22 protein-coding genes are annotated in these 21,058 nt (G+C 38.2%); 20 read left to right on the top strand and 2 right to left on the bottom strand.

What is annotated here, in order from left to right; all coding sequences use genetic code 11:
* Window positions 1-11 precede the first annotated feature (11 nt).
* The 10 genes from AC5KOD_RS06270 to AC5KOD_RS06225 all read left to right on the top strand — a co-directional run bounded on the left by AC5KOD_RS06270 (window position 12) and on the right by AC5KOD_RS06225 (window position 8,637).
* Window positions 12-659, top strand: a complete 648-nt coding sequence (locus AC5KOD_RS06270; protein ID WP_496913683.1) for an amino acid ABC transporter permease — start codon at window positions 12-14, stop codon at window positions 657-659.
* A gap of 15 nt (window positions 660-674) precedes the next feature.
* Complete coding sequence (locus AC5KOD_RS06265; protein ID WP_496913682.1) at window positions 675-1,310, top strand: amino acid ABC transporter ATP-binding protein; 636 nt, start codon at window positions 675-677, stop codon at window positions 1,308-1,310.
* A 17-nt stretch (window positions 1,311-1,327) separates the two neighbouring features.
* Window positions 1,328-2,158 carry an amino acid ABC transporter substrate-binding protein gene (locus AC5KOD_RS06260; protein WP_496913681.1) on the top strand — a complete coding sequence of 277 codons (831 nt, stop codon included), beginning with the start codon at window positions 1,328-1,330 and terminating at the stop codon, window positions 2,156-2,158.
* A 412-nt stretch (window positions 2,159-2,570) separates the two neighbouring features.
* Window positions 2,571-4,019, top strand: coding sequence for an endolytic transglycosylase MltG (gene mltG / locus AC5KOD_RS06255; protein ID WP_496913680.1), 1,449 nt, complete (start codon window positions 2,571-2,573; stop codon window positions 4,017-4,019).
* Between the two features lie 240 nt (window positions 4,020-4,259).
* A complete protein-coding gene (gene greA, locus AC5KOD_RS06250; RefSeq protein WP_496913679.1) occupies window positions 4,260-4,733 on the top strand; it encodes a transcription elongation factor GreA in 474 nt (157 codons plus the stop codon).
* Between the two features lie 300 nt (window positions 4,734-5,033).
* Window positions 5,034-5,768 carry a cell wall-active antibiotics response protein LiaF gene (liaF, locus tag AC5KOD_RS06245; RefSeq protein ID WP_496913678.1) on the top strand — a complete coding sequence of 245 codons (735 nt, stop codon included), beginning with the start codon at window positions 5,034-5,036 and terminating at the stop codon, window positions 5,766-5,768.
* The gene (locus AC5KOD_RS06240; protein WP_496913677.1) at window positions 5,765-6,886 is read left to right on the top strand and encodes a sensor histidine kinase; all 1,122 of its coding nucleotides are present in this window, start codon (window positions 5,765-5,767) and stop codon (window positions 6,884-6,886) included. Before liaF ends, AC5KOD_RS06240 begins: the two co-directional genes overlap by 4 nt.
* A gap of 45 nt (window positions 6,887-6,931) precedes the next feature.
* Window positions 6,932-7,564, top strand: coding sequence for a response regulator (locus AC5KOD_RS06235; RefSeq protein ID WP_496913676.1), 633 nt, complete (start codon window positions 6,932-6,934; stop codon window positions 7,562-7,564).
* Window positions 7,565-7,598: 34 nt separating this feature from the next.
* Window positions 7,599-8,258, top strand: coding sequence for a potassium channel family protein (locus AC5KOD_RS06230; RefSeq protein WP_496913675.1), 660 nt, complete (start codon window positions 7,599-7,601; stop codon window positions 8,256-8,258).
* Between the two features lie 82 nt (window positions 8,259-8,340).
* Entirely contained in the window at window positions 8,341-8,637 is a 297-nt protein-coding gene (locus AC5KOD_RS06225) for a HesB/YadR/YfhF family protein (protein WP_496913674.1), read from the top strand.
* A gap of 91 nt (window positions 8,638-8,728) precedes the next feature.
* Here the strand turns inward: AC5KOD_RS06225 and AC5KOD_RS06220 are convergent, their stop codons facing one another.
* Window positions 8,729-9,685: a phosphoglycerate dehydrogenase gene (locus AC5KOD_RS06220; protein WP_496913673.1), complete on the bottom strand. Its 957-nt coding sequence runs from the start codon at window positions 9,683-9,685 to the stop codon at window positions 8,729-8,731.
* A gap of 138 nt (window positions 9,686-9,823) precedes the next feature.
* Window positions 9,824-10,636, bottom strand: coding sequence for a DUF1189 domain-containing protein (locus AC5KOD_RS06215; RefSeq protein ID WP_496913672.1), 813 nt, complete (start codon window positions 10,634-10,636; stop codon window positions 9,824-9,826).
* A 212-nt stretch (window positions 10,637-10,848) separates the two neighbouring features.
* On the opposite strand from AC5KOD_RS06215, the gene AC5KOD_RS06210 reads away from it, so the two are divergent.
* The 10 genes from AC5KOD_RS06210 (at window position 10,849) to AC5KOD_RS06165 (ending at window position 20,925) form a co-directional block, all read left to right on the top strand.
* Entirely contained in the window at window positions 10,849-11,457 is a 609-nt protein-coding gene (locus AC5KOD_RS06210) for a superoxide dismutase (protein ID WP_496913671.1), read from the top strand.
* A gap of 197 nt (window positions 11,458-11,654) precedes the next feature.
* Window positions 11,655-11,948, top strand: a complete 294-nt coding sequence (locus AC5KOD_RS06205; protein ID WP_314066887.1) for an Fpa/YlaN family protein — start codon at window positions 11,655-11,657, stop codon at window positions 11,946-11,948.
* 14 nt (window positions 11,949-11,962) lie between these two features.
* Entirely contained in the window at window positions 11,963-13,174 is a 1,212-nt protein-coding gene (locus tag AC5KOD_RS06200) for an FtsW/RodA/SpoVE family cell cycle protein (protein ID WP_496913670.1), read from the top strand.
* 28 nt (window positions 13,175-13,202) lie between these two features.
* Window positions 13,203-16,628 carry a pyruvate carboxylase gene (locus AC5KOD_RS06195; RefSeq protein WP_496913669.1) on the top strand — a complete coding sequence of 1,142 codons (3,426 nt, stop codon included), beginning with the start codon at window positions 13,203-13,205 and terminating at the stop codon, window positions 16,626-16,628.
* 56 nt (window positions 16,629-16,684) lie between these two features.
* Entirely contained in the window at window positions 16,685-17,875 is a 1,191-nt protein-coding gene (locus AC5KOD_RS06190) for a CAP-associated domain-containing protein (protein WP_496913668.1), read from the top strand.
* Between the two features lie 48 nt (window positions 17,876-17,923).
* Window positions 17,924-18,352: a YlbF/YmcA family competence regulator gene (locus AC5KOD_RS06185; RefSeq protein ID WP_496913667.1), complete on the top strand. Its 429-nt coding sequence runs from the start codon at window positions 17,924-17,926 to the stop codon at window positions 18,350-18,352.
* Between the two features lies 1 nt (window position 18,353).
* Entirely contained in the window at window positions 18,354-18,695 is a 342-nt protein-coding gene (locus tag AC5KOD_RS06180) for a YlbG family protein (RefSeq protein WP_496913692.1), read from the top strand.
* Window positions 18,696-18,832: 137 nt separating this feature from the next.
* The gene (rsmD, locus tag AC5KOD_RS06175; RefSeq protein ID WP_496913666.1) at window positions 18,833-19,390 is read left to right on the top strand and encodes a 16S rRNA (guanine(966)-N(2))-methyltransferase RsmD; all 558 of its coding nucleotides are present in this window, start codon (window positions 18,833-18,835) and stop codon (window positions 19,388-19,390) included.
* Entirely contained in the window at window positions 19,390-19,875 is a 486-nt protein-coding gene (coaD, locus tag AC5KOD_RS06170; RefSeq protein WP_496913665.1) for a pantetheine-phosphate adenylyltransferase, read from the top strand. Before rsmD ends, coaD begins: the two co-directional genes overlap by 1 nt.
* A gap of 24 nt (window positions 19,876-19,899) precedes the next feature.
* Window positions 19,900-20,925 (top strand): SepM family pheromone-processing serine protease, encoded by a 1,026-nt coding sequence (locus tag AC5KOD_RS06165; protein WP_496913664.1) that lies wholly within the window; start codon window positions 19,900-19,902, stop codon window positions 20,923-20,925.
* Window positions 20,926-21,058 lie beyond the last annotated feature (133 nt).

Below are 21,058 nucleotides of genomic sequence, written 5' to 3'. Positions count from 1 at the left end.
AAGTTTTGTTGATGGATTTAGCAATAAAAGTATTTCCGGCATTATTAGTAGGGTTAAAAACCACATTATCATTATTTGGCTGGACATTAATTTTGTCATTGCCACTTGGATTTATCGTTGGGTTAGGTGCTACAAGCCGATTTAAGCCGATTCGTTGGTTAATTGGTATGTATACATGGGTGATTCGAGGCACCCCGTTATTGCTTCAAATGTTCTTTATTTTTTATGGGTTACCGCTATTAAATGAAGGATGGGTACTCGATCGTTTTCCAGCTGCTTTAATTGCATTCATTATTAATTACACAGCCTATTACGCTGAAATTTTTCGTGGTGGGATTCAAGCGATTCCCCAAGGGCAGTATGAAGGGGCAAAGGTCCTTGGCTTAAGTAAATTTCAAACGATTATTACGATTGTTTTCCCACAGGTTTTTAAAATTATTTTACCATCAATTGGCAATGAAATTGTGACTTTAGTCAAGGATACGTCACTTGTATACGCAGTTGGCTTGAGTGATGTGATGAAGGCGGGAAAGGCTGCTTTACAGAGAGAAGTAAGCATCGTGCCATTAATTGAAGTGGCGATCTTTTATCTCGTTTTGACAGGTATTGTAACAGTTTTACTGAAGTTGATTGAAAAGCGTGTTAATTATTATCAATAGAAAGGTGTGAGCGGCATGTTAACGATTAATGAACTTAGCAAAAGTTTTGGAGAGAAACAAATCTTGACTAAGATGTCTCTTAGTTTGCCAGAGGGGCAAATTATGGCGATTGTTGGCCCTTCTGGTGGTGGTAAAACGACTCTTTTACGGTGCATTTGTGGCTTGGAGGAGATGGATAGTGGGCAGATTCTAATTGATGGGGAAGTCATTGATCCAACTGCTCATCAATCAGGGAAAAATCGGATTGGGATTGTCTTTCAAGATTTCAATTTATTCCCGCATTTATCAATTTTAGATAATTTAATTTTGGCGCCAGTTAAGGTGTTGAAATTGAGCAAGGCTGAGGCGAAAGAGCAAGCTCAGAAAATCTTAGATATTTTAGAATTAAGTGATAAAGGTGCTAGCTATCCTTTTGAGCTATCAGGAGGGCAAAAACAGCGAGTAGCGATTGCTAGAGCGTTGTTAATGGATCCAAAGGTATTGTGTTACGATGAGCCAACAAGTGCGTTAGACCCGGGATTAAGGGATAATGTGGCAGAGAATATTTTAAAGTTGAAAAAAGAAGGGGTGACTCAAATTATTGTGACCCATGATCATGAATTTGCTAAGAAGGTAGCAGATCAATTAGTAGAAGTAGAATCTATCAAATAAATGTGAGGATGAGTATGATGAAAAAAACAGTAGCGGGATTAATGGTTGTCGGGGCAGTTTTAGTAGGGTTAAGTGGCTGTGGCACAAAAAAAGATCAGGGGGCTGATAAGGCGACTGATTGGGAGAAGATCGAAAAGGCTGGCAAGATTGTCGTGGGGGTGGATGACACCTTTGTACCAATGGGCTTCAGGGATGAAAAAGATGAGTTAGTTGGCTTTGATATTGATTTAGCTAAAGCTGTAGCGGAAGAACTTGGTGTGGAGGCAGAGATTCAGCCAATTGAATGGTCAATGAAAGAAACTGAATTAAAGAACGGGACGATCGATTTGATTTGGAATGGGTATACGGTGACTGATGAGCGTAAAAAGAAGGTCGCGTTTACTAAGCCTTATTTGAAAAATGAGCAAGTGATTGTGACATTGAAGAAAAACAATATCAAGGATTATAAAGATTTGACGGATAAAGTAATTGGTGCTCAAGAAGGATCAAGCGGTGAAGCTAATCTGAATGAACAGCCTGAATTATTACTTGATTTTGTTAAGGATAATGAAGCGGTGCTGTATCCAACCTTTGTTGAGACATTTTTGGATTTGAATAATGGGCGTCTCGATGGATTTATTATTGACAGCGTCTTTGCTGAGTACTATATATCTAAAGAAGACGATCCTGACAAGTATGTGATTCTGCCGAGTAAATTTGGTGAAGAAGATTATGCTGTAGGGGTTCGCAAAGAAGACAAAGAGACCTTGGATAAAGTGAATGGCGCGATTAAGGCTTTAGCTGACCAAGGAAAAACGCAAGAAATTAGTATGAAATGGTTTGATGAGGACAAAGTATTAGCACAATAGAAATTAGCAGGTAAAGGAGGGTGAGACAAAAAGTCTCGCCCTCGTTGTTTTCACGTATGTTATGTGACAAACGCGCTCCAAAATTCTGCTCACTGCGTCTTACTATGCTTCGCTTCATTGTCCTAAACTTCTAAGCAACTAAAGTTGCAAGCCATCATTCTTTGGGCTTTAGCCCCTAGAAATGAGGGACATCGAAGAGAGTTAAGGGATCGAAGTTTAGAGCAAAACGACTTTATGTCCTGGCTTCTCTTTTATGGAATTTGGTAGGTTCAAGCGATAATGCTAGGCTATTTCTTAATTCTTCTCTAAAAGAAATGACTTTAGACGAAATTTATTTTATCTTTATCACGCTTTCGTGTATAATGATGGAAGTTATGACTTAGTTTAGATAATGTAGTTAGGAGGTTTCATTTTGGGTAATAACAACCATTTCGACCAAGATGAAAAAAAACATCAAAATAATCAAACTGATGACTCTCGTTCAGTAGAAGAACCTAGTCTGCGTGAACGCGTGTTAGAATCAATAAAGCAGTCTAATGAGGGTGGCGTAGAGGGACAGTCCCCAATTAGTGTGGAACGTAACGATACTTCTGAAATGAAAAAGCCTTCTCAAGAGGAAGAGGTTACGAGAGAAGAGACAGTGATTCCTGATAATGAACCGTTACAGGCGGCAATTGAAACAGAAAAAGAAGGTGAGGAGTTAAATCACGTGGCCCAAAAACCAGAGTTAAGTTCTCGCCAGAGAGAAAGTCGTCGTCGTAAGGATGAGCGCCAAAAAGAAAGTTCAATGGTTAAAAAGATTGTTATTATTGTCGTTATTTCATTGATTTTGATGTTAGCGGCTTTAGGCTTCTCTTTTTATCGCTATTTCCAAGCAGGATTAGAGCCCTTGGATTCTAAAAATAATAAGATGATTCAAGTTGAAATTCCAAATGGGACTAGTAATAAAGGCATCGGTGGAATTTTGGAAAAAAGCAAGGTTATTAAGAGTGGCTTGGTCTTCACCTATTATGTCAAAACCAATAATCTAACTGATTTTAAAAGTGGTTTTTATCAAATGGCACCAAACATGACATTAGATGAAATAGGTCAGTTATTAAAGCAAGGTGGGACAGATGAACCGGTGGCTTTAGCTGATGCTCAGATCACGGTACCGGAAGGGTATTCGGTGGATCAGATTGGCGATATTTTTGCTGAGAAAACCAAGGTAACAAAGGAAGAATTCTTAGCAGTAGTGAAAGATGAGGCGTTCTTTAATGGCCTAGTCGAGAAGTACCCAGAGTTGCTTGCAAGTGTTAAGGATGCGAAAGATGTTCGTTACCGCCTAGAGGGGTATTTGTTCCCTGCTACGTATAATTACTACAAGGATACGAAGGTTGAGGATATTTTAACTCAGATGGTCGATAAGACAAATACAATTATGGACTCTAAAAAAGAGTTGATTTCTAATAGTGGGTTGACCAATCAACAGATTCTTACTCTAGCTTCTCTGGTTGAAAAAGAGGGTGTGGAAGAAAGTGATCGTCGTAAGATTGCCCAAGTCTTCTTTAATCGGATTGAGCAAGAGATGCCATTACAATCAGATATTTCTATCTTATATGCGTTGCAAGAGCATAAGGTTCACCTCTCAAATAAGGATACGCAAGTAGAGTCGCCTTATAACTTGTATACCAATAAAGGCTATGGTCCGGGACCGTTTAACAATCCTGGGGAACAAGCGATTGATGCTGTTTTGACACCAGAGCCGAATGACTATATTTATTTCTTAGCGGATATTACGACAGGTAAGGTTTATTTTGCTAATACCTATGAAGAGCATTTGAAATTGAAGGAAGAATATATTGATAATTTAGAAAAATAGGGATTGAATTGATTTCTGCATGACTTTTATTGCTAAAGTTGTGCAGATTTTTAGGACTCAAAATGAGATTGACTGGATTAATCTCTATACAATAAAGAATAAAAAACGCTTTTACTATTTACAATTTTTAAAAGTCGTGGTAATCTTTGATGTATAAAATTATGAAGCTTTTCCAGATAGCTTTCTGGGAAAGCTATTCATTTTACATTAAACAGGTAATTTAAAGGAGCAGAAGCGAGCATGGTAGAAAAAGTATACCCAATGACTATTGAGGGTAAGGAAAAACTAGAACAAGAATTAGAAGAGTTAAAAACAGTTAAGCGAAAAGAAATTGTGGAACGGATTAAGATCGCCCGTAGTTTTGGTGATTTATCTGAGAACTCGGAATATGAATCAGCAAAAGATGAGCAAGCTTTCACTGAGGGACGTATTACAACTTTAGAAAATATGATTCGCTTTGCGCAAATTATTGATAATAACGGGACAGACAATGACGAGGTGTCATTGGGTAGAACGGTTACGTTTATTGAGTTGCCGGATGGCGAGGAAGAAGAGTACACAATTGTTGGTAGTGCAGAAGCTGATCCAATGTCAGGTAAAATTTCAAACGACTCACCGATTGCTAAGGCATTAATTGGTAAACGCTTGGATGAAAAGGTAACGATTAACACGCCTGGTGGAGACATGGAAGTCAAGATTGTGAAAGTATCATAACATACTATTAAAAAGGCTAGGACGAATAAAAAGTCCTAGCCTTCTTGTTTTTTTAAGTTGCTAGACGAGGTTGGTGGCGATATTTTTATAAAAGCTGTTAATCCTACTTAAAAACAGTAGCATTTTTGCTGAGAGTTCGGTATGATTTTAAAGAGAGCAATGAGCTCCAAAAGCTTATTAGGACAATGAACTTATCTCAGACTAAAGTCGTAGTTCATAGTCCATCTAAAGCAACTCCCGAAGACGCTGATTCATCGGTATAATGGAGGGAGAAATTAATTTAAGATTGGAGCGAATACTATGAGAAGCTCATGGAAATTCTTTATTGTGGTTGAAGCATTATTATTAATATTAACAGCTTACCAGCTGATTCAAAATCCTGGCGCTATTGCTCTTGTGCTTTTTGCATTGGTAAATTTAGTTTATGCACTTAAACGAGCAGTCAAAACGTCCTTTAATCAATTCCAGATGATAGTGAGTGTAGCAGTCATCATTTTGTGTCTACTGATTAGCAGTCCTGTTATTTGGATTATGATGGTTTTTGCAGTCATTTTTATTGGGTTAAAAGGGGTGGAAGTATCAGGCGTCGCCTTGTTTGATGGTGCACCTTGGAGCAAGAAACACATGGTGATGGTAGAAACTGCGGAGAGTGATCCGAAGAATGGTCGCCGTTTTAAACGTCCTTGGATTGGCAACCAACGTATTGGTAGCAATGTTTATGAGTGGGATGATATTAACTTTACGATTATTTCAGGTGATACAATCATTGATTTAGGAAATACACTTTTGCCGAAGACTGATAATGTGATCATGATTCGCAAAGGCTTCGGACGGACTCGGGTACTGGTGCCTGTTGGTATTGGGATTGTTTTAGAGCATTCGACGTTATTGGGAAATGTTATTTTTGAAGATGATTTTTTCCGTGTTAAAAATGAGTCTTTAAAGATTTATAGCGATGATTACGATGATAATAATCGACGGCTAAAAATTGTCACAAGTACTCTTATGGGCGATGTTGAGGTGATTCGTATATGATGGCTAAATTAACACGCCCTTTATTGTTTCTCTATTCGTTTATCTTTACAAATATTATTTTGGTCTTAACCCTTTACGCTTATTTTTATGCGCAAAGAAAACAAAAATGGTTTTTGGAATTGATTGAAGCGAAGATTTTTCATATTCCGTTTATTGTTTATATTCTGGTCATTTCATTGACTGTTAGTTTTATTGTCATTTTGACTGTTTATTTTGTTAGAAGAGCTCAGTATGGTAAAATTGAGGAAAAGGTTAGGCTACTAGCGACAGGTAATTATGATAGCAACTTGTTTTTAAAAGGGATTCGCGGATCAGAAGATGATCCTTACATTACTGATATTGACAAGGATTTGACTAAAATTCATGATAACATGCGGACGATGTCGAAAGAACTACAAGTGTTGACAAGTCGCCCGCAAATGGTCGATGGTGAATCGAAGGAAGAGATTCTTCGAGAAGAACGGCACCGCTTGGCTCGCGAGCTTCATGATTCTGTTAGTCAACAATTGTTTGCTGCTGCGATGATGCTCTCGGCTTTGCAAGAAGAGGCGGTAAAAAAGGACTCCTCAGCTGCGTTCCAAAAGCAGTTGAATATGGTTGGTTCGATTATAAATGCCTCACAGTCAGAAATGAGAGCGTTGTTGCTTCACTTACGCCCGATTACTCTTGAAGGAAAAACATTGCAAAAAGGGATTGAGCAATTATTACGTGAGCTACAAACAAAAATTCAAATTGATATGATGTGGGAAATTCAAGATGTTACTTTGCCTAGTGGGGTTGAGGATCATTTATTTAGAATTGTTCAGGAGCTACTTTCTAACACGCTACGTCATGCTAAAGCAAGTTCGTTGGAAGTATTTTTAAAGCGTGTCGATCAAAATATGATGTTGCGAATGATTGATGATGGTGTTGGCTTTGATGTGGACGAAGGCCGAGTTGGTAGTTATGGTCTAAATAATATCAGAGAGCGTGTGACTGGTATGGGGGGAACCTGTAAAATTATCAGTTTTAAAGGCAAAGGAACTAGTGTTGAAATTCGTGTACCAGTTTTAACTATCACGGATGAATCAAACGAGACGATTACTGCTAATACTTTATTAGAGGCAGCAGAGGACTAACTTGACGGTTATATGGAACGAAACGATAGAAGGAGAGTGTAAAGCGTGATAAAAGTATTACTTGTAGACGACCATGAAATGGTGCGTTTGGGTGTATCTTCTTATTTGTCGATTCAAGATGACATTGAGGTAATTGGAGAAGCTGAAAATGGTCAAATTGGTTATGAGAAGGCATTAGAGTTGAAGCCGGACATTATTTTAATGGATTTAGTCATGGATGTCATGGATGGAATAGAGTCAACTAAAGCTATTTTAACTGATTGGAAAGAAGCGAAAATTATCATTGTGACAAGTTTTATTGATGATGAGAAGGTTTATCCAGCAATCGAGGCTGGAGCAGCTGGTTATTTATTAAAGACATCAACAGCTGGAGAGATTGCTAATGCAATTCGCGCCACTTTTCGCGGTGAAACAGTTCTAGAACCAGAAGTGACTGGAAAAATGATGGAGCGTATGACACGCAAAAATGAACCTGTTCTACATGAAGATTTGACAAACCGAGAGCACGAAATCTTATTGTTGATCTCAGAAGGCAAGAGTAATCAAGAGATTGCTGACGAATTATTTATCACGTTGAAAACAGTTAAAACTCATGTGTCTAATATTCTTTCGAAATTAGATGTTGAGGACCGAACTCAAGCGGCAATTTATGCGTTCAAGCACGGGATTGTTAGTTAGTCATTAATTAGAATAGGCAGAATGGAGCAAGTAAATGAAACAAAATTTTGCAATTATTGGTTTGGGTCGTTTTGGCGGTAGCTTGTGCCAGACGCTTATTGAGTCGGGGCAAGAGGTTTTGGCCATCGATAGGGATGAGGATCGAATTAATGAGTATATGAATATTGCGACTCACGCAGTTGTTGCGAATGCGATTGATGAAATGACCCTACGTTCACTTGGCTTGCGTAATTTTGATCATGTGATTATAGCAATCGGTGAGGATATTCAAGCAAGTATTTTAGTGACGTTGATGGCGAAAGAGATGGGTGTTCCCAATGTAACCGCTAAGGCGCAAAATGAGTATCATGCCAAGGTTCTTTATAAAATTGGGGCGGACCGAGTGGTTCATCCTGAGCGTGATATGGGAATCAAAGTCGCTCATAATTTGGTTTCAAAAAATATTTTGGATTATTTGGAGCTTTCTGATGAGTACTCATTGGCAGAAGTGAAAGTAACTAATCCTAAGTTTTTTGACAAGAATTTGATGGAGTTAAACTTTCGTCAAAAGTTTGGTTTGAATATTGTGGCGATTAGGCGTGGCGAACGGTTAATCATCTCACCATTGGCTGAGGAGCTAGTATTAAAAAATGATTGCCTGCTTTTAATTGGTGCTGATGAAGATGTTGATCGCTTAGATGCGAAGATGCAGTAATGAGTGTGAGAGCAAAATACCCGATTATTTGACCGGTCTATGCTAAAATAGGTATAGACAAAAAAGGAAGGCGGGTTATTTCATGAAAATTACAGTTTCTCCACAAGCGCAAAAATGGTTTACAGAGGAATTAGAGCTAGAAGCTGGCGATAATGTCCGTTTCTTTGGGAAATATGGTGGTTCAACTAATGCTCATGCCGGTTTCACAACTGGGATGGAAGTTGCTGAGCCTCATCGTAGCTTATTAGGTAATGTGGTCGAGGGTGACATTAATTATTTTGCTGAAGAGTCTGATGATTGGTTTTTTCATGGGTTTGATTTAGCTGTAGATTATGATGAGAAAAAAGACGAACCAATTTATTTTTATGAAGAGGTATAAAAAAAGCTAGAGCAGATAATTACTATGCTTTGGGTAATGGGTGAGACAAAACAAGGGTGAGACAAAAGTCTCACCCTTGTTTTTTACTTATTTAGTATCCTTGATCTAATTTAACGTGATTTCGACTTAGTTGCCCATCTTTTAGGTATTGAGTGAGATTGTCAGAAAAAATGTCGAAAAAGCGACGATTGTACTGAGTGGTTTTGCCAGAAATATGTGGAGTAATTAAGACATTATCTAACTGCCATAGTGGGTTGTCTAGAGGTAATGGTTCTTCCTCAAAGACATCAATACCCGCAAAACTAATTTTGCCTGATTGACATGCAGTGATGAGGTCTGATGTATTAACTGAAGGACCTCGGCCAACATTGATAAAAACGACTCCGTCTTTCATTGCTTTGAAGCGATTTTTATCATAGAAATGGTAAGTATCAGGAGTCAGTGGTAAGATGTTTACAATGTTGTCCATTTTTGGTAAAAGTTGGTCAATGTCAGATTGAGGATAGGTTTTAATGAAATTTTCTAAAGCATAGCCTGAGCGATTGATACCATAGACATTCATTCCAAAAGCTTGAGCGATTTTCGCTAATTGACGGCCAATTGAACCTGTTCCGACAATTAAAAGTGATTGACCATTTAATTCAAAAGCGGAGATTTGACTGTTCCAACTCTTTTTTTCTTGATTTCTTATGGCGGTTTGTAAACCGCGATTGTGAGCTAGTAGCATCCCAATAACTGTTTCTGTAATGGGAATGCCGTGAACACCACTTGCATTGGACAAGAGGATGTTTTTTTCTTTTAGCTTGTCTAGAGGGAGATCGTCAACACCGGCGGAATAAACCTGCACCCATTTCAATCGACTGGTAGGCGAATTAAGAATTTGATTGCCTAGATCAGCTTGCCAACTGACAATGATTTCAACGTCATCTAAGTCAATGGAAGAGGCATCCTCAGCCATAACAAGCTGGTAGGATGGAGTAAGTGTTTTTAGTGAGTGTAATTGTTCGTCGGTTAGGTGTCGCATTAATAAAATAATTGGGTGACTCATAAAATTCCTCCTTATGTGAGAGAGTGTGTCTCATATTTTATCCTTGAGTTTATTGTAACAAAAAGAATGAGAAGATTGAAATAATCGACTTCGTTCAGTAAAAAAGTCAGCTAGTTTAAGACTAGCTGACTTAGGGACTTATTGTTTTGGACCTATTTCAGGTAAGGTGGGTCTAATAGCTTTCACATAAATGAAAAATGTGAGGGCCATCAAAATAAAATTAGCGTTAAAACTTGGGGTTAAAATCATCAGTATGGCGGTTAAGATAACTGGAACTGTAGCCGCTAAAGTGACGATTTTAAAGGTTTCAGAGAATCGTAGTTGACCACGACGCATACGGACAAAAATATTGGCCATTAAACTAATCATAATAAGTGTGAGTAAAAAATCAAAAACTATTGGTAGAAAGGCAACAAAAAATGAGATGCCAATCAATCGGCTGACATTGCGTGAAGATTGAGCAATAGTTCTGAGAGATTCTTTGGTTAACAAGCGGCTGTCTACATTTTTATATGGGAGTTCCATTAAGGTTCTCGGTATAATTGACGTTAACAGATTATCATCTGTTATAGCGAAAACAAAGTCATCCTTTAATAAACCAATACCAATAACATTGCCTATTAAGTCATTTTGAATATCGCTTGCTTGTCTCTTACCATCAGGATCGAAAGTGAAGATCAGATAGTCAGTTTGATAAATAAAGCCTGCGTCTTTTTTTTCAGTCGTTAGTTGGTTATTAGTGACGTCAAATTCAGGCAATTGGTCAGTAATAGCTCGTAGGTCTTGTTGGACGGTTCCGACTACTTTGACAATTTCGATGCCAACTGGGATAAATAAAATGAGGCTCAGAAATAGAAGGTAAAGAAAAATTTTCGGAAATGATTTGTTTTTTGCAGTAAACAGACTTTGAGGGTGTTTAAAGGCATTAATGAATAATTGAAATAAACTCATGAGGTCTCCTTTTATGGGCGCGGCCCGTTGATTTAGCTTTAAATGTAAGTGCAAACGTGTTCTTACCTCGTCATTGTAAGCTTTTTAGAGAAGAAATACAAGAATATCTAAGCGATTAAAAAAAGTAAGCATTTTCTTTGATAATGGGTTTGAATAATGATACAGTTAGATTGTTGAGAATACAACACAGACTATTTATTGGAGGTTTTAGAATGACTTATACTTTACCAGAATTACCTTATGCATACGATGCTTTAGAGCCGCATATTGATGTGGAAACAATGCACTTGCATCATGATAAGCATCACAACACATATGTAACTAACTTGAATGCAGCGATTGAAAAACATCCTGAATTAGGAAGCAAATCAGTTGAAGAATTAGTAGCAGATTTAGCTAATGTTCCTGCGGATATTCGCACAGCTGTTCAAAACAATGGTGGCGGACATGCTAACCATACTTTCTTCTGGGAAATCATGGCTCCTAATGCTGGTGGCGAACCAACAGGTGAAGTCAAATCAGCTATTGATGAAGCTTTCGGTAGTTTCGAAGCCTTTAAAGAGCAGTTTGCAGCAGCAGCTACTGGCCGCTTTGGTTCTGGTTGGGCTTGGTTAGTCGTTAATAATGGCAAAGTTGAAATTACGTCAACAGCCAACCAAGATTCTCCATTAACAGATGGTAAAACGCCTATCTTAGGGTTAGATGTTTGGGAGCATGCTTACTATAAAAAATATAGCAACGTTCGTCCTGATTATATCAAAGCTTTTTGGAATGTTGTTAACTGGGATGAAGTTAATAAACGTTTGGCAGCAGCAAAATAAATCAGATTTAAGTGTAACTCTAGAAGATTCTTCTAGAGTTTTTTTAATACCCCCAATTTGATAAAAAAGAGACTAGCTAATTGATTTATACTTTGAGAGGCAAGAAATACAATTAAATTCCTGTAAAAGTATGGTCAATGCTATTAAAAAAGAGACAAATTGTGCTATAATAAGTGAATTAGATAGGAGGGCCTAACATGGAGACAGAAATCTCAAAAAAGTTCGCGATTGACGTTTTGGATCAAGATGCGAAAAAGATTAGACAATTAATTAGCAACCAGCGCAATCACCTATGTATCGCTCAATGTAAAGCTTTTGAGGAAGTGGTGGATACGCAAATGTACGGCTTTTCTAGGCAAGTCGACTACGCAGTTCGTCTTGGCATCATGAGCTCAAAAGAAGGACATAAAATTTTAGCTGAGCTTGAACAAGAATTAAACCAAGTTTATAATGATGTATACGATGAACAAAAGGAAAGTAATGCGGAGTAGGAGGTCAGAAAAAATTGGCCAAGAAAGCTAAAAAAATATTTTACATGGATTATGGGATATTAATCCCTTATTTAATATTATCAGTAACAGGTGTGATCATGTCTTATAGCGCGAGTTCTTATCGTTTAATGAACGAAAACCCACCTAAAGCACCATACATTGACGGCGTAAAGCAAGCCGCCTTTTTATTTATTAGTCTGATTGCCATTGCGTTGATTTATAAAATGAAAACAAAGGTGTATCAAAATAAACAGTTTATTATGGTCGGTATCACAGTTATTGGCTCACTCTTATTTTTAACACGACTGATTGGGACAGAAATTAATGGTGCCTACGGTTGGTTATATATTGGGTCAATTGGGATTCAACCAGCTGAGTTTTTAAAGATAATGATTATTTGGTATTTGGCGTATATTTTTGCTAGGCGTCAAGAAGGGATCGTCAAGGATTTTAAAGAGGCAACCTTAAAACCACTTCTTTTAGTAGGCGTATTAATTGGCCTAGTTTTAATCCAACCAGATACAGGCGGCGCAGCAATTTTAGTTTTGATTACGATTGTCATGGTGCTTGCTAGTGGCATTAGCTATGTGTATTCCTTAGCAATTGGCGGTGGTGGGATTGCATTAAGTGTCATTGGGATTGAGATTATCAAGCTCATACCTAAAAGCTGGTATCCAAAAAGCTTTAGTCATGTTTATGGACGCTTTGCGGCATTTAAAAATCCTTTCGACTATGTCTACGGGGATGGCCATCAAATGGTCAATTCTTATTATGCAATTTATCATGGTGGATGGTTTGGCCAAGGTCTAGGTAATAGTATCCAGAAAAAAGGCTTTTTACCAGAGGCACATTCAGATTTTATGTTTTCAATAATTATTGAAGAATTAGGCTTAATTGTAGCGATTCTTTTGTTACTCTTAGTCTTATTTTTAATCTTGCGAATTATAATGGTGGGGATTCGTGCGTCAACCCCTTTTAATTCCTTGATGTGTATCGGAATCGGTGGCATGCTACTGATTCAAACATTTGTTAACGTTGGTGGGATTACCGGGATTATTCCACTAACAGGTGTAACCTTTCCTTTCTTGAGTCAGGGAGGTTCGAGTTTGTTAACTCTATCTATCAGCATTGGATTTGTTTTAAATATCCGTGCAGATGAATTGCGCAAACGGCACCAGCTTCAGCTAGAAAAGAAGGCTGAATTGGTCCAGTTGCCGATTGATTAATGTAAATGAAGAAAAGGTGGGAACTAGTATGGAAAAAGTTTTAGTAGCAAATCGTGGCGAAATTGCCATTCGTGTTTTTCGTGCGTGTACAGAATTAAATATTCGCACAGTCGGAATCTATGCCGAAGAAGATGAAGGGTCAATGCACCGCTTTAAAGCTGATGAGGCCTATCAAGTTGGTAAAGGAAAAAAACCAATTGATGCTTATTTAGATATTGAAGGGATTTTGGAAATAGCAAAGGAATCGGGAGCCGATGCTATTCACCCTGGTTATGGTTTTTTATCTGAGAATTTACAATTTGCAAAACGTTGTGAAGAAGAGGGGATTATTTTTATCGGCCCATCTACTCACCATTTAGATATTTTTGGTGATAAAATTAAAGCCAAAGAAGCTGCTATTGCTGCTGGGATTTCTTCAATTCCAGGAACTGATGGGCCAGTTGACTCTGTTGATGATGTGTTAGCGTTTGGTGCTGAGTATGGCTACCCTGTGATGATTAAAGCGGCCTTAGGTGGCGGCGGTCGCGGCATGCGTGTCGCTCATAATGCTGATGAAGCAAAAGATGGCTACGAGCGTGCGAAAAGTGAAGCTAAAGCGGCTTTTGGTAGTGATGAGGTTTATGTAGAGAAGTACATTTCAAACCCGAAACATATCGAGGTTCAAATTTTAGGGGATACACACGGCAATGTGATTCATTTATTTGAGCGCGATTGTTCGGTTCAACGTCGCCATCAAAAAGTAGTAGAAGTTGCCCCATGTGTGGCAATGTCTGACGCGTTCCGTGAACGAATTTGTGGCGCAGCTGTGCAGTTGATGAAGCATGTTGGTTATGTTAATGCTGGAACGGTTGAGTTTTTAGTTGAAGGCGATAATTTTTATTTTATCGAAGTCAATCCTCGTGTCCAAGTCGAGCATACAATTACGGAATTAGTTACGGATATTGATATCGTGGTGAGTCAAATCTTAATTGCTGATGGTCAAGATTTACATAAAGAGATTATGATTCCAGAACAGAAAGACATTCAGTTAAGAGGGACGGCTATTCAATGTCGGATCACCACTGAAGATCCTCTAAATGACTTTATGCCTGATACAGGTACGATTGATACCTACCGTTCACCAGGTGGTCTAGGCGTTCGTTTAGATATTGGCAATGCTTATGTAGGCTCAAGTGTCACACCTTATTTTGATTCGTTATTAGTTAAGGTCTGTACGTTTGGAACTGATTTTGAGAAAAGTGTTAACCGTATGAACCGCGCGCTTAAAGAGTTTCGGATTCGTGGCGTTAAAACGAATGTTGCGTTCTTATTTAATGTTATCAATCATCCACGCTTTAAATCTGGTCAAGCAGAAACGACGTTTATCGACAATACGCCTGAGCTATTTGATTTTCCAGAGTTGCGCGATGCAGGGAATAAAACTCTGAAATATATTGGTGAAGTAACGGTCAATGGCTTTCCAGGTGTTGGCAAAGAAGTGAAGCAATTTTTTGATAAGCCTAAAGTACCAAAAAATCTTGTCAAAAAAGAACTGATAACAGCTAAAAATATCCTTGATTCTGAGGGGGCTGACGGTGTTGTAAAATGGATCGATCGTCAAGAGAATGTTTTATTGACTGATACTACTTTCCGTGATGCTCATCAAAGTTTATTGGCGACACGTGTCAGAACTCGTGATATTAATAAAATTGCTCGTTATACAGAAGAGGCTATTCCAGAGTTGTTTTCTAGTGAAATGTGGGGAGGCGCAACCTTTGATGTTGCCTATCGCTTCTTAAATGAAGACCCTTGGGTTAGATTACGTAAGCTACGTGAAAAAATGCCGAATACACTTTTTCAAATGTTGTTCCGTGGCTCAAATGCAGTTGGTTACCAAAATTATTCTGATAATGTTATAGAAGAATTTATTAAGGAATCGGCGCGCCAAGGGATTGATGTTTTTCGGATATTTGACAGTTTAAACTGGATTCCACAAATGGAAAAGAGTATTCAATATGTTCGCGATACTGGTAAAATTGCCGAAGCAGCTATTTGTTACACTGGAGATATCAATGATCCTAGCCGAGCAAAATACAACGTGCAGTACTATAAAGATATGGCGCTTGAGTTGCAAAGTTTAGGAGCTCATATTATTGCAATTAAAGATATGGCGGGCTTACTAAAACCACAAGCGGCTTATCGATTGATTAGTGAGTTAAAGGCTAGTGTGGATGTTCCGATTCATTTGCACACACATGATACGAGTGGGAATGGCATTATCACCTATTCTGCGGCGACTAAAGCTGGTGTGGACATTGTGGATGTGGCAATCAGCTCGATGAGTAGTTCAACGAGTCAGCCTAGTATGAGTAGTTTGTACTATGCCTTAGTTAACGGAGAGCGGACACCTGATATCAATATTGATAATGTACAAAAATTAAATCATTATTGGGAAAGTGTGCGTTACTTCTATCATTCATTTGAAAATGGGATTAGTGCACCTCAAACAGAGGTTTATGCTCATGAAATGCCGGGTGGACAGTATTCTAACTTGCAACAACAAGCAAAAGCCGTTGGTTTAGGCGAACAATGGGACGATGTTAAGAAAATGTATGCGACAGTTAACCAAATGTTTGGTGATATTGTTAAAGTAACTCCTTCGTCGAAAGTGGTCGGGGACATGGCGTTATTTATGGTTCAAAATGAACTGACTGAAGAGGATGTTTACGAAAAAGGCGATACGCTAAATTTCCCAGAATCAGTTGTCGGCTTGTTTAAAGGTGATTTGGGACAACCAACAGGTGGCTTCCCAGAGAAGTTGAAAGAGCTTGTTTTAAAAGGGAAGCCTTCAATTGAAGTTCGCCCTGGATCATTGGCAACTCCAGTTGATTTTGCTCAAGTAAGAGCCGAATTGGCAGAGTTAATCGGAACAGAGCCAAGTCATGAAGATGTGTTGAGTTATTTAATGTACCCCCAAGTCTTTTTAGACTATACTAAGATGCACAATGAGTTTGGCAATGTAACATTACTAGATACACCAACTTTCTTTTATGGTATGCGTCCAAATGAGACAATTCACTTAGAGATTGAAAAAGGCAAAACCTTGATTATTACCCTTGATCAAATTGGTGAGCCGAACCTTGAAGGAAAACGGATTTTATTCTTTACCTTTAATGGTCAGCGTCGTGAAATTGTGGTTAAAGATAGCAACATTAAATCTCTGGTAACCTTGAAACAAAAAGCAGAGCCAACTAAGCGTGAACACGTTGGTGCGACTATGTCAGGTTCTGTATTAGAGGTTATTGTTAAAAAAGGTGATAAAGTTAAAAAAGGCGATCCACTTCTTGTAACAGAAGCAATGAAGATGGAAACAACCATTCAGGCACCTTTTGAAGGTGAAGTAGTTGGAATTCACGTTGAAAATGGTGAGCCGATTCTATCAGGTGATTTACTTGTTGAGATGGCAGCTAAATAAGTCAAAATCAATTATTAGGACATTATGGGTGACAATTAGTTAAAAGGAGAGCGGTCATGAAACGTTTTGGTCAATTTATGCTAGTATTTATTAGTTTCGTGATTATTTCTTACACTATTCCTGTCATCTTTCCGAAAGAAGAAGTTGAAGCACCAAAGCCCAAAAAGGAAAAGACGGATGTGACAGTTTCGCGCACGTCTTTTCCGTATGGGGAATTGAATGTAGCGGGCTTTGCTGGCTATATTGATCATCCGACTGAAGAGTTCACTAAAGATTACGGAGAGCCGATTGAGATTCAACAAACCGCTCTCGGTTATGATTGGTGGATTTTAGGAGAGAACGAGCATGACTACTTACAAGTGGCTGTTGCTCATAATAAAGTTGTCTCAATCTTTGCTTTAGGGGATGAGTTGTCAAATGATCCATTTAAAATTGGGATGAACTTATCTGATATCTCTGATATTACAACGATTTATCCTAATTTTGATTTTGAACAAGAAGGAATTAATTATCAAATTGAGCTAACAGAGGAAGATATGAACTATCGTCCTTTGTTGGCCTTTGATAATGGTAGCTTTGCTATTTTGCATTTAACTCAAGATACGGGTAAACTAATAGGCGTTAGATATTTAAATAAAGAGATGCTTTTGAGTTTAATGCCTTATCAATTAACTAATAATGGAGAGGTCTCTGATAAAGTGATTGATGAGGAGGTTGATTGGAATCTAGTGAATTCTGATCGACAAAGGCAAATGCAATCTATTTTGACTATTTTGCGAGAAAGAGGCAAGTATCATTCCTATGATTATTCTAAAAGTTTATCGGAAAGTACGCAAAAAGCGTTGACTAATTTTGTGACAGATCCAGCTAAGATAATGACTGACAAGAATCGTTTGGAAGAGTGGCAAAAACATGTAAATAGGTGTGAATTCAATCAATCTTTCAGATTACAGTCAGATGAATTTAATCACGTAATAGAAACTATTGGTTTGGATTCTAAAACGACTCATGGTATTTTGTATACACCGAGCTATGATGTCCCTTTTTTGGTCATGACTTGGTATAGTGAGGGGTTAAGCCAAAGTCAATTTACACATAAAAAAGATCGAGATGTGGGAATTGCATTTAATCGAGATGTGGTGCTATTTGTTTTTTCAGAGAGGCCACTAGAAACTGATAGTACAAGTCAAAAGGAGTCAGAAGTGAGTCATTCCACGAGTGAAAGTGTCGAGGAATCGTCTAATTAGTGAGTGAATGTGTGACTTGTGACTATCTTTGTAAGGAGCGTATGCTAAGTGATTTATACTGAAGAAGTATTTGAAATAGAGGATTGTGTATTGGATTTGTGTAAAAAAATTATCACAAGTTCGCAAGCGCAGGAGTATCTGCACAATCGGTTTTCAATTGAAACGGATCCGAACACAAAAGTTAAGGAACAGGAGTTTATCAAGGCTCGTGATGCTTATGAGCGGATTGAAGCTTATGGCAAGCATGCACCTGATTATACAGAAAAACGCCGTAAATTACGTCAAGAAAAGCGACAACTTGATATGGATGAACATGTATCTGCTTTTCGTGTCAGTGAACGTGAGTTACAGGATGTATTAGATCGTGTGACCTATGAGATGGCTCAAAGTGTCTCAAAGACAATTAAAATAGATGCAGGCAACCCGTTTTTTGAGTTTGCCGATAAAGGATGCGGAGGAAGTTGTAGTGTCGGATAATATGGAGAGTAAAGGCGTGACATTTACGATTGTACCAAGACGCTCATTGATTGTTTGGGTTTATAGTTTGCGTCAATTAAAGGTATTAAAACGCTATGGAACTATCTCGCATGTTTCGCGAAAAATGAAATATGTGGTGATTTATATGGATGAATCAGAGGTTGAGAAAAATTTTGAGGCCTTAGATAAGTTGCATTTTGTTAGAAGTGTTGAACGGTCTTATCGTCCTGATATTCAAATGGACTTTGGACAGCGTGTTGGAACGGATGAAGTGTTAAAAGAAGATGATGGCTTTGAAATAGAAGAGCTGTCAACCACGATTGTTTTAGCAGAAGAGATATAGGCATGAATTTTTCTCACTAACTTGACGAAAAAATCACAAGTTAGTGAGAAATTTTCATGCTTTTTTCGTTTGATTTTTCAGTAAAGTTGGTATAATAATGGTAAAAGAAAATTTCCTTAAGAAAGTTGTGTGACTAAATGAGAGTAGTTTCTGGAGAGTACGGCGGACGTCGCCTAAAATCATTGCCAGGTGATAATACCCGGCCAACAACTGATAAAATTAAGGAGTCAATTTTTAATCGGATTGGGCCTTACTTTGATGGCGGAGTCGTGTTAGATTTATTTGCAGGGAGTGGTGGTTTAGCTATTGAAGCGGTGTCTCGTGGATGTCAGCGTGCGGTCTGTGTTGATAAAAATTATCAAGCTCTATCAGTTATTAAAGCGAATATCGAGATTACGAAGGAGCCTGAAAAGTTCACAGTAATTAAGGGAGAGTCAACCCGTGTTTTAAGTAGCTTAGCGGCTGATAAGCAATACTTTGATTATATATTTTTAGATCCACCTTATGCTCAACAAGAAATTGTTTTGCAAATTGAAAAGATGCTATCGCTTGGCTTAATTAATAAGGATGCTTTAATTATTTGTGAAACAGATAAACGTGTTGCGTTACCTGATGCGATTGATGGAGTCACTCTTTTGAAACGGCAGAAATATGGTAGTACGGAAGTGGTTATTTATGAAAGGACCGAAGGCTAATGAAAAAAATAGCATTGTTTCCGGGAAGTTTTGATCCATTTACCAGTGGGCATTTGAACACAGTTGAGCGGGCTTCTCAGTTATTTGATGAAGTTATTGTGGGGATTTTTACTAATACCACTAAAAAAGGCTTGTTCTCGATTGAAGAAAAAGTCAGGCTGACGGAAGAGGCAACTCGATTTTTGGGTAATGTTGGAGTGGTTGCTCAGTCAGAGGGGTTAACAGTTGATATAGCCGACCAGCTAGGCGCAAAGTTTCTTATTCGTGGGATTAGAAATATCACTGACTATGAATATGAGAAAAATATCGCGTCTATGAATGCCAAGTTGAACGCTCAAGTTGAGACTGTTTTTTTGTTGGCAGATGAAGCATACAGTAATGTTAGTTCTAGTATAATTAAAGAGATCGCAAAGTTTCATGGCGATGTTTCTAGTTTTGTGCCACCGTGTGTCAATCAAGCGATTATTGAGAAATACCGTAACTAAATTGAAAATGAGTGTGATGAGTGAATGAATCGAAATAAAAAGGATATCATAAAGTATGGGATACTAATCCTCGTATCGTTGTTGGTTGTTGCCAGCGTTCTTGTGCCACTTCCTTACTATATTGAAGTACCGGGTTCAGCAGAAAATGTTCGTGATTTTGTTACAGTAGATGATAAACGCAATAATAATGACGGGTCGTTTATGCTTACAACAGTTGGCATTCGCCGTGGTACGTTTGCAAGTTTACTTGCAGCAAAGTATCTGCCTTTTCAAGACGTGATTAGTCAGAAAGAGCTGATGGGTGAAAGTACTGATGAAGAGTACGAGCAGTTTTCTAAAATGCAAATGACGTCGTCTGAGAACATGGCGAAAAAAGTCGCGTTAGAACTAGCTAATAAACCATTTACATTCTCTTTTAAAGGCGTTTATGTGATGAATGTAGCGAGTAACTCTAATTTTAAAGGCAAGCTAAAGACTGGCGATATTGTCTCCAAGGTCGATGAAAAGTCATTCAAAAGTTCAGCAGAATTCATGAAATATGTCAAAGGTAAAAAGGTTGGCGACACGGTTACAATTACTTATGAGCGCGATGGTAAAGAAAATCAAGTAAAAGGTGAACTGGTAAAATTACAGGATAATAACGAAGGTCGACCTGGTATTGGGATTACCTTAACAGATTATACGGCTCTTGAAACGGATCGAGATGTGGTGATACACACCGAGAACATCGGTGGTCCATCTGCTGGCTTGATGTTTACCCTTGAGTTGTATGATTTACTTTCAGGAAAGGATCTTCGTAAAGGTCGTGAAATTGCTGGTACTGGCACAATTAATGAGGATGGTAGTGTCGGAAGTATTGGTGGGATTGATAAAAAAGTGGTAGCAGCAGATAGTGAGGGCGCCACAATTTTCTTCGCACCGAATGAACCAATTGAAGGAAGTAAAACAAATTATGAGGAAGCTGTTGCAGCGGCAAAAGAAATTGGGACAAAAATGAAAATTGTCCCAGTTGCAACAGTTCAAGACGCGTTAAGTTATTTAGAAAAGTAATAAAAGCGAAGAGGTTGGGACATAAGTAGATAATTAATCTGCTTTTATCCCCCCTTTTTTGCGTTTTAGGGTACACAAAAATAGCGTTCCTTGATATGATTAAAGTGACAAAACCCAATCAGAGAGGAGCGCT

The organism is Vagococcus sp. WN80Y, from assembly GCF_059621045.1.
This window is presented reverse-complemented; position numbering and strand designations above follow the sequence as displayed.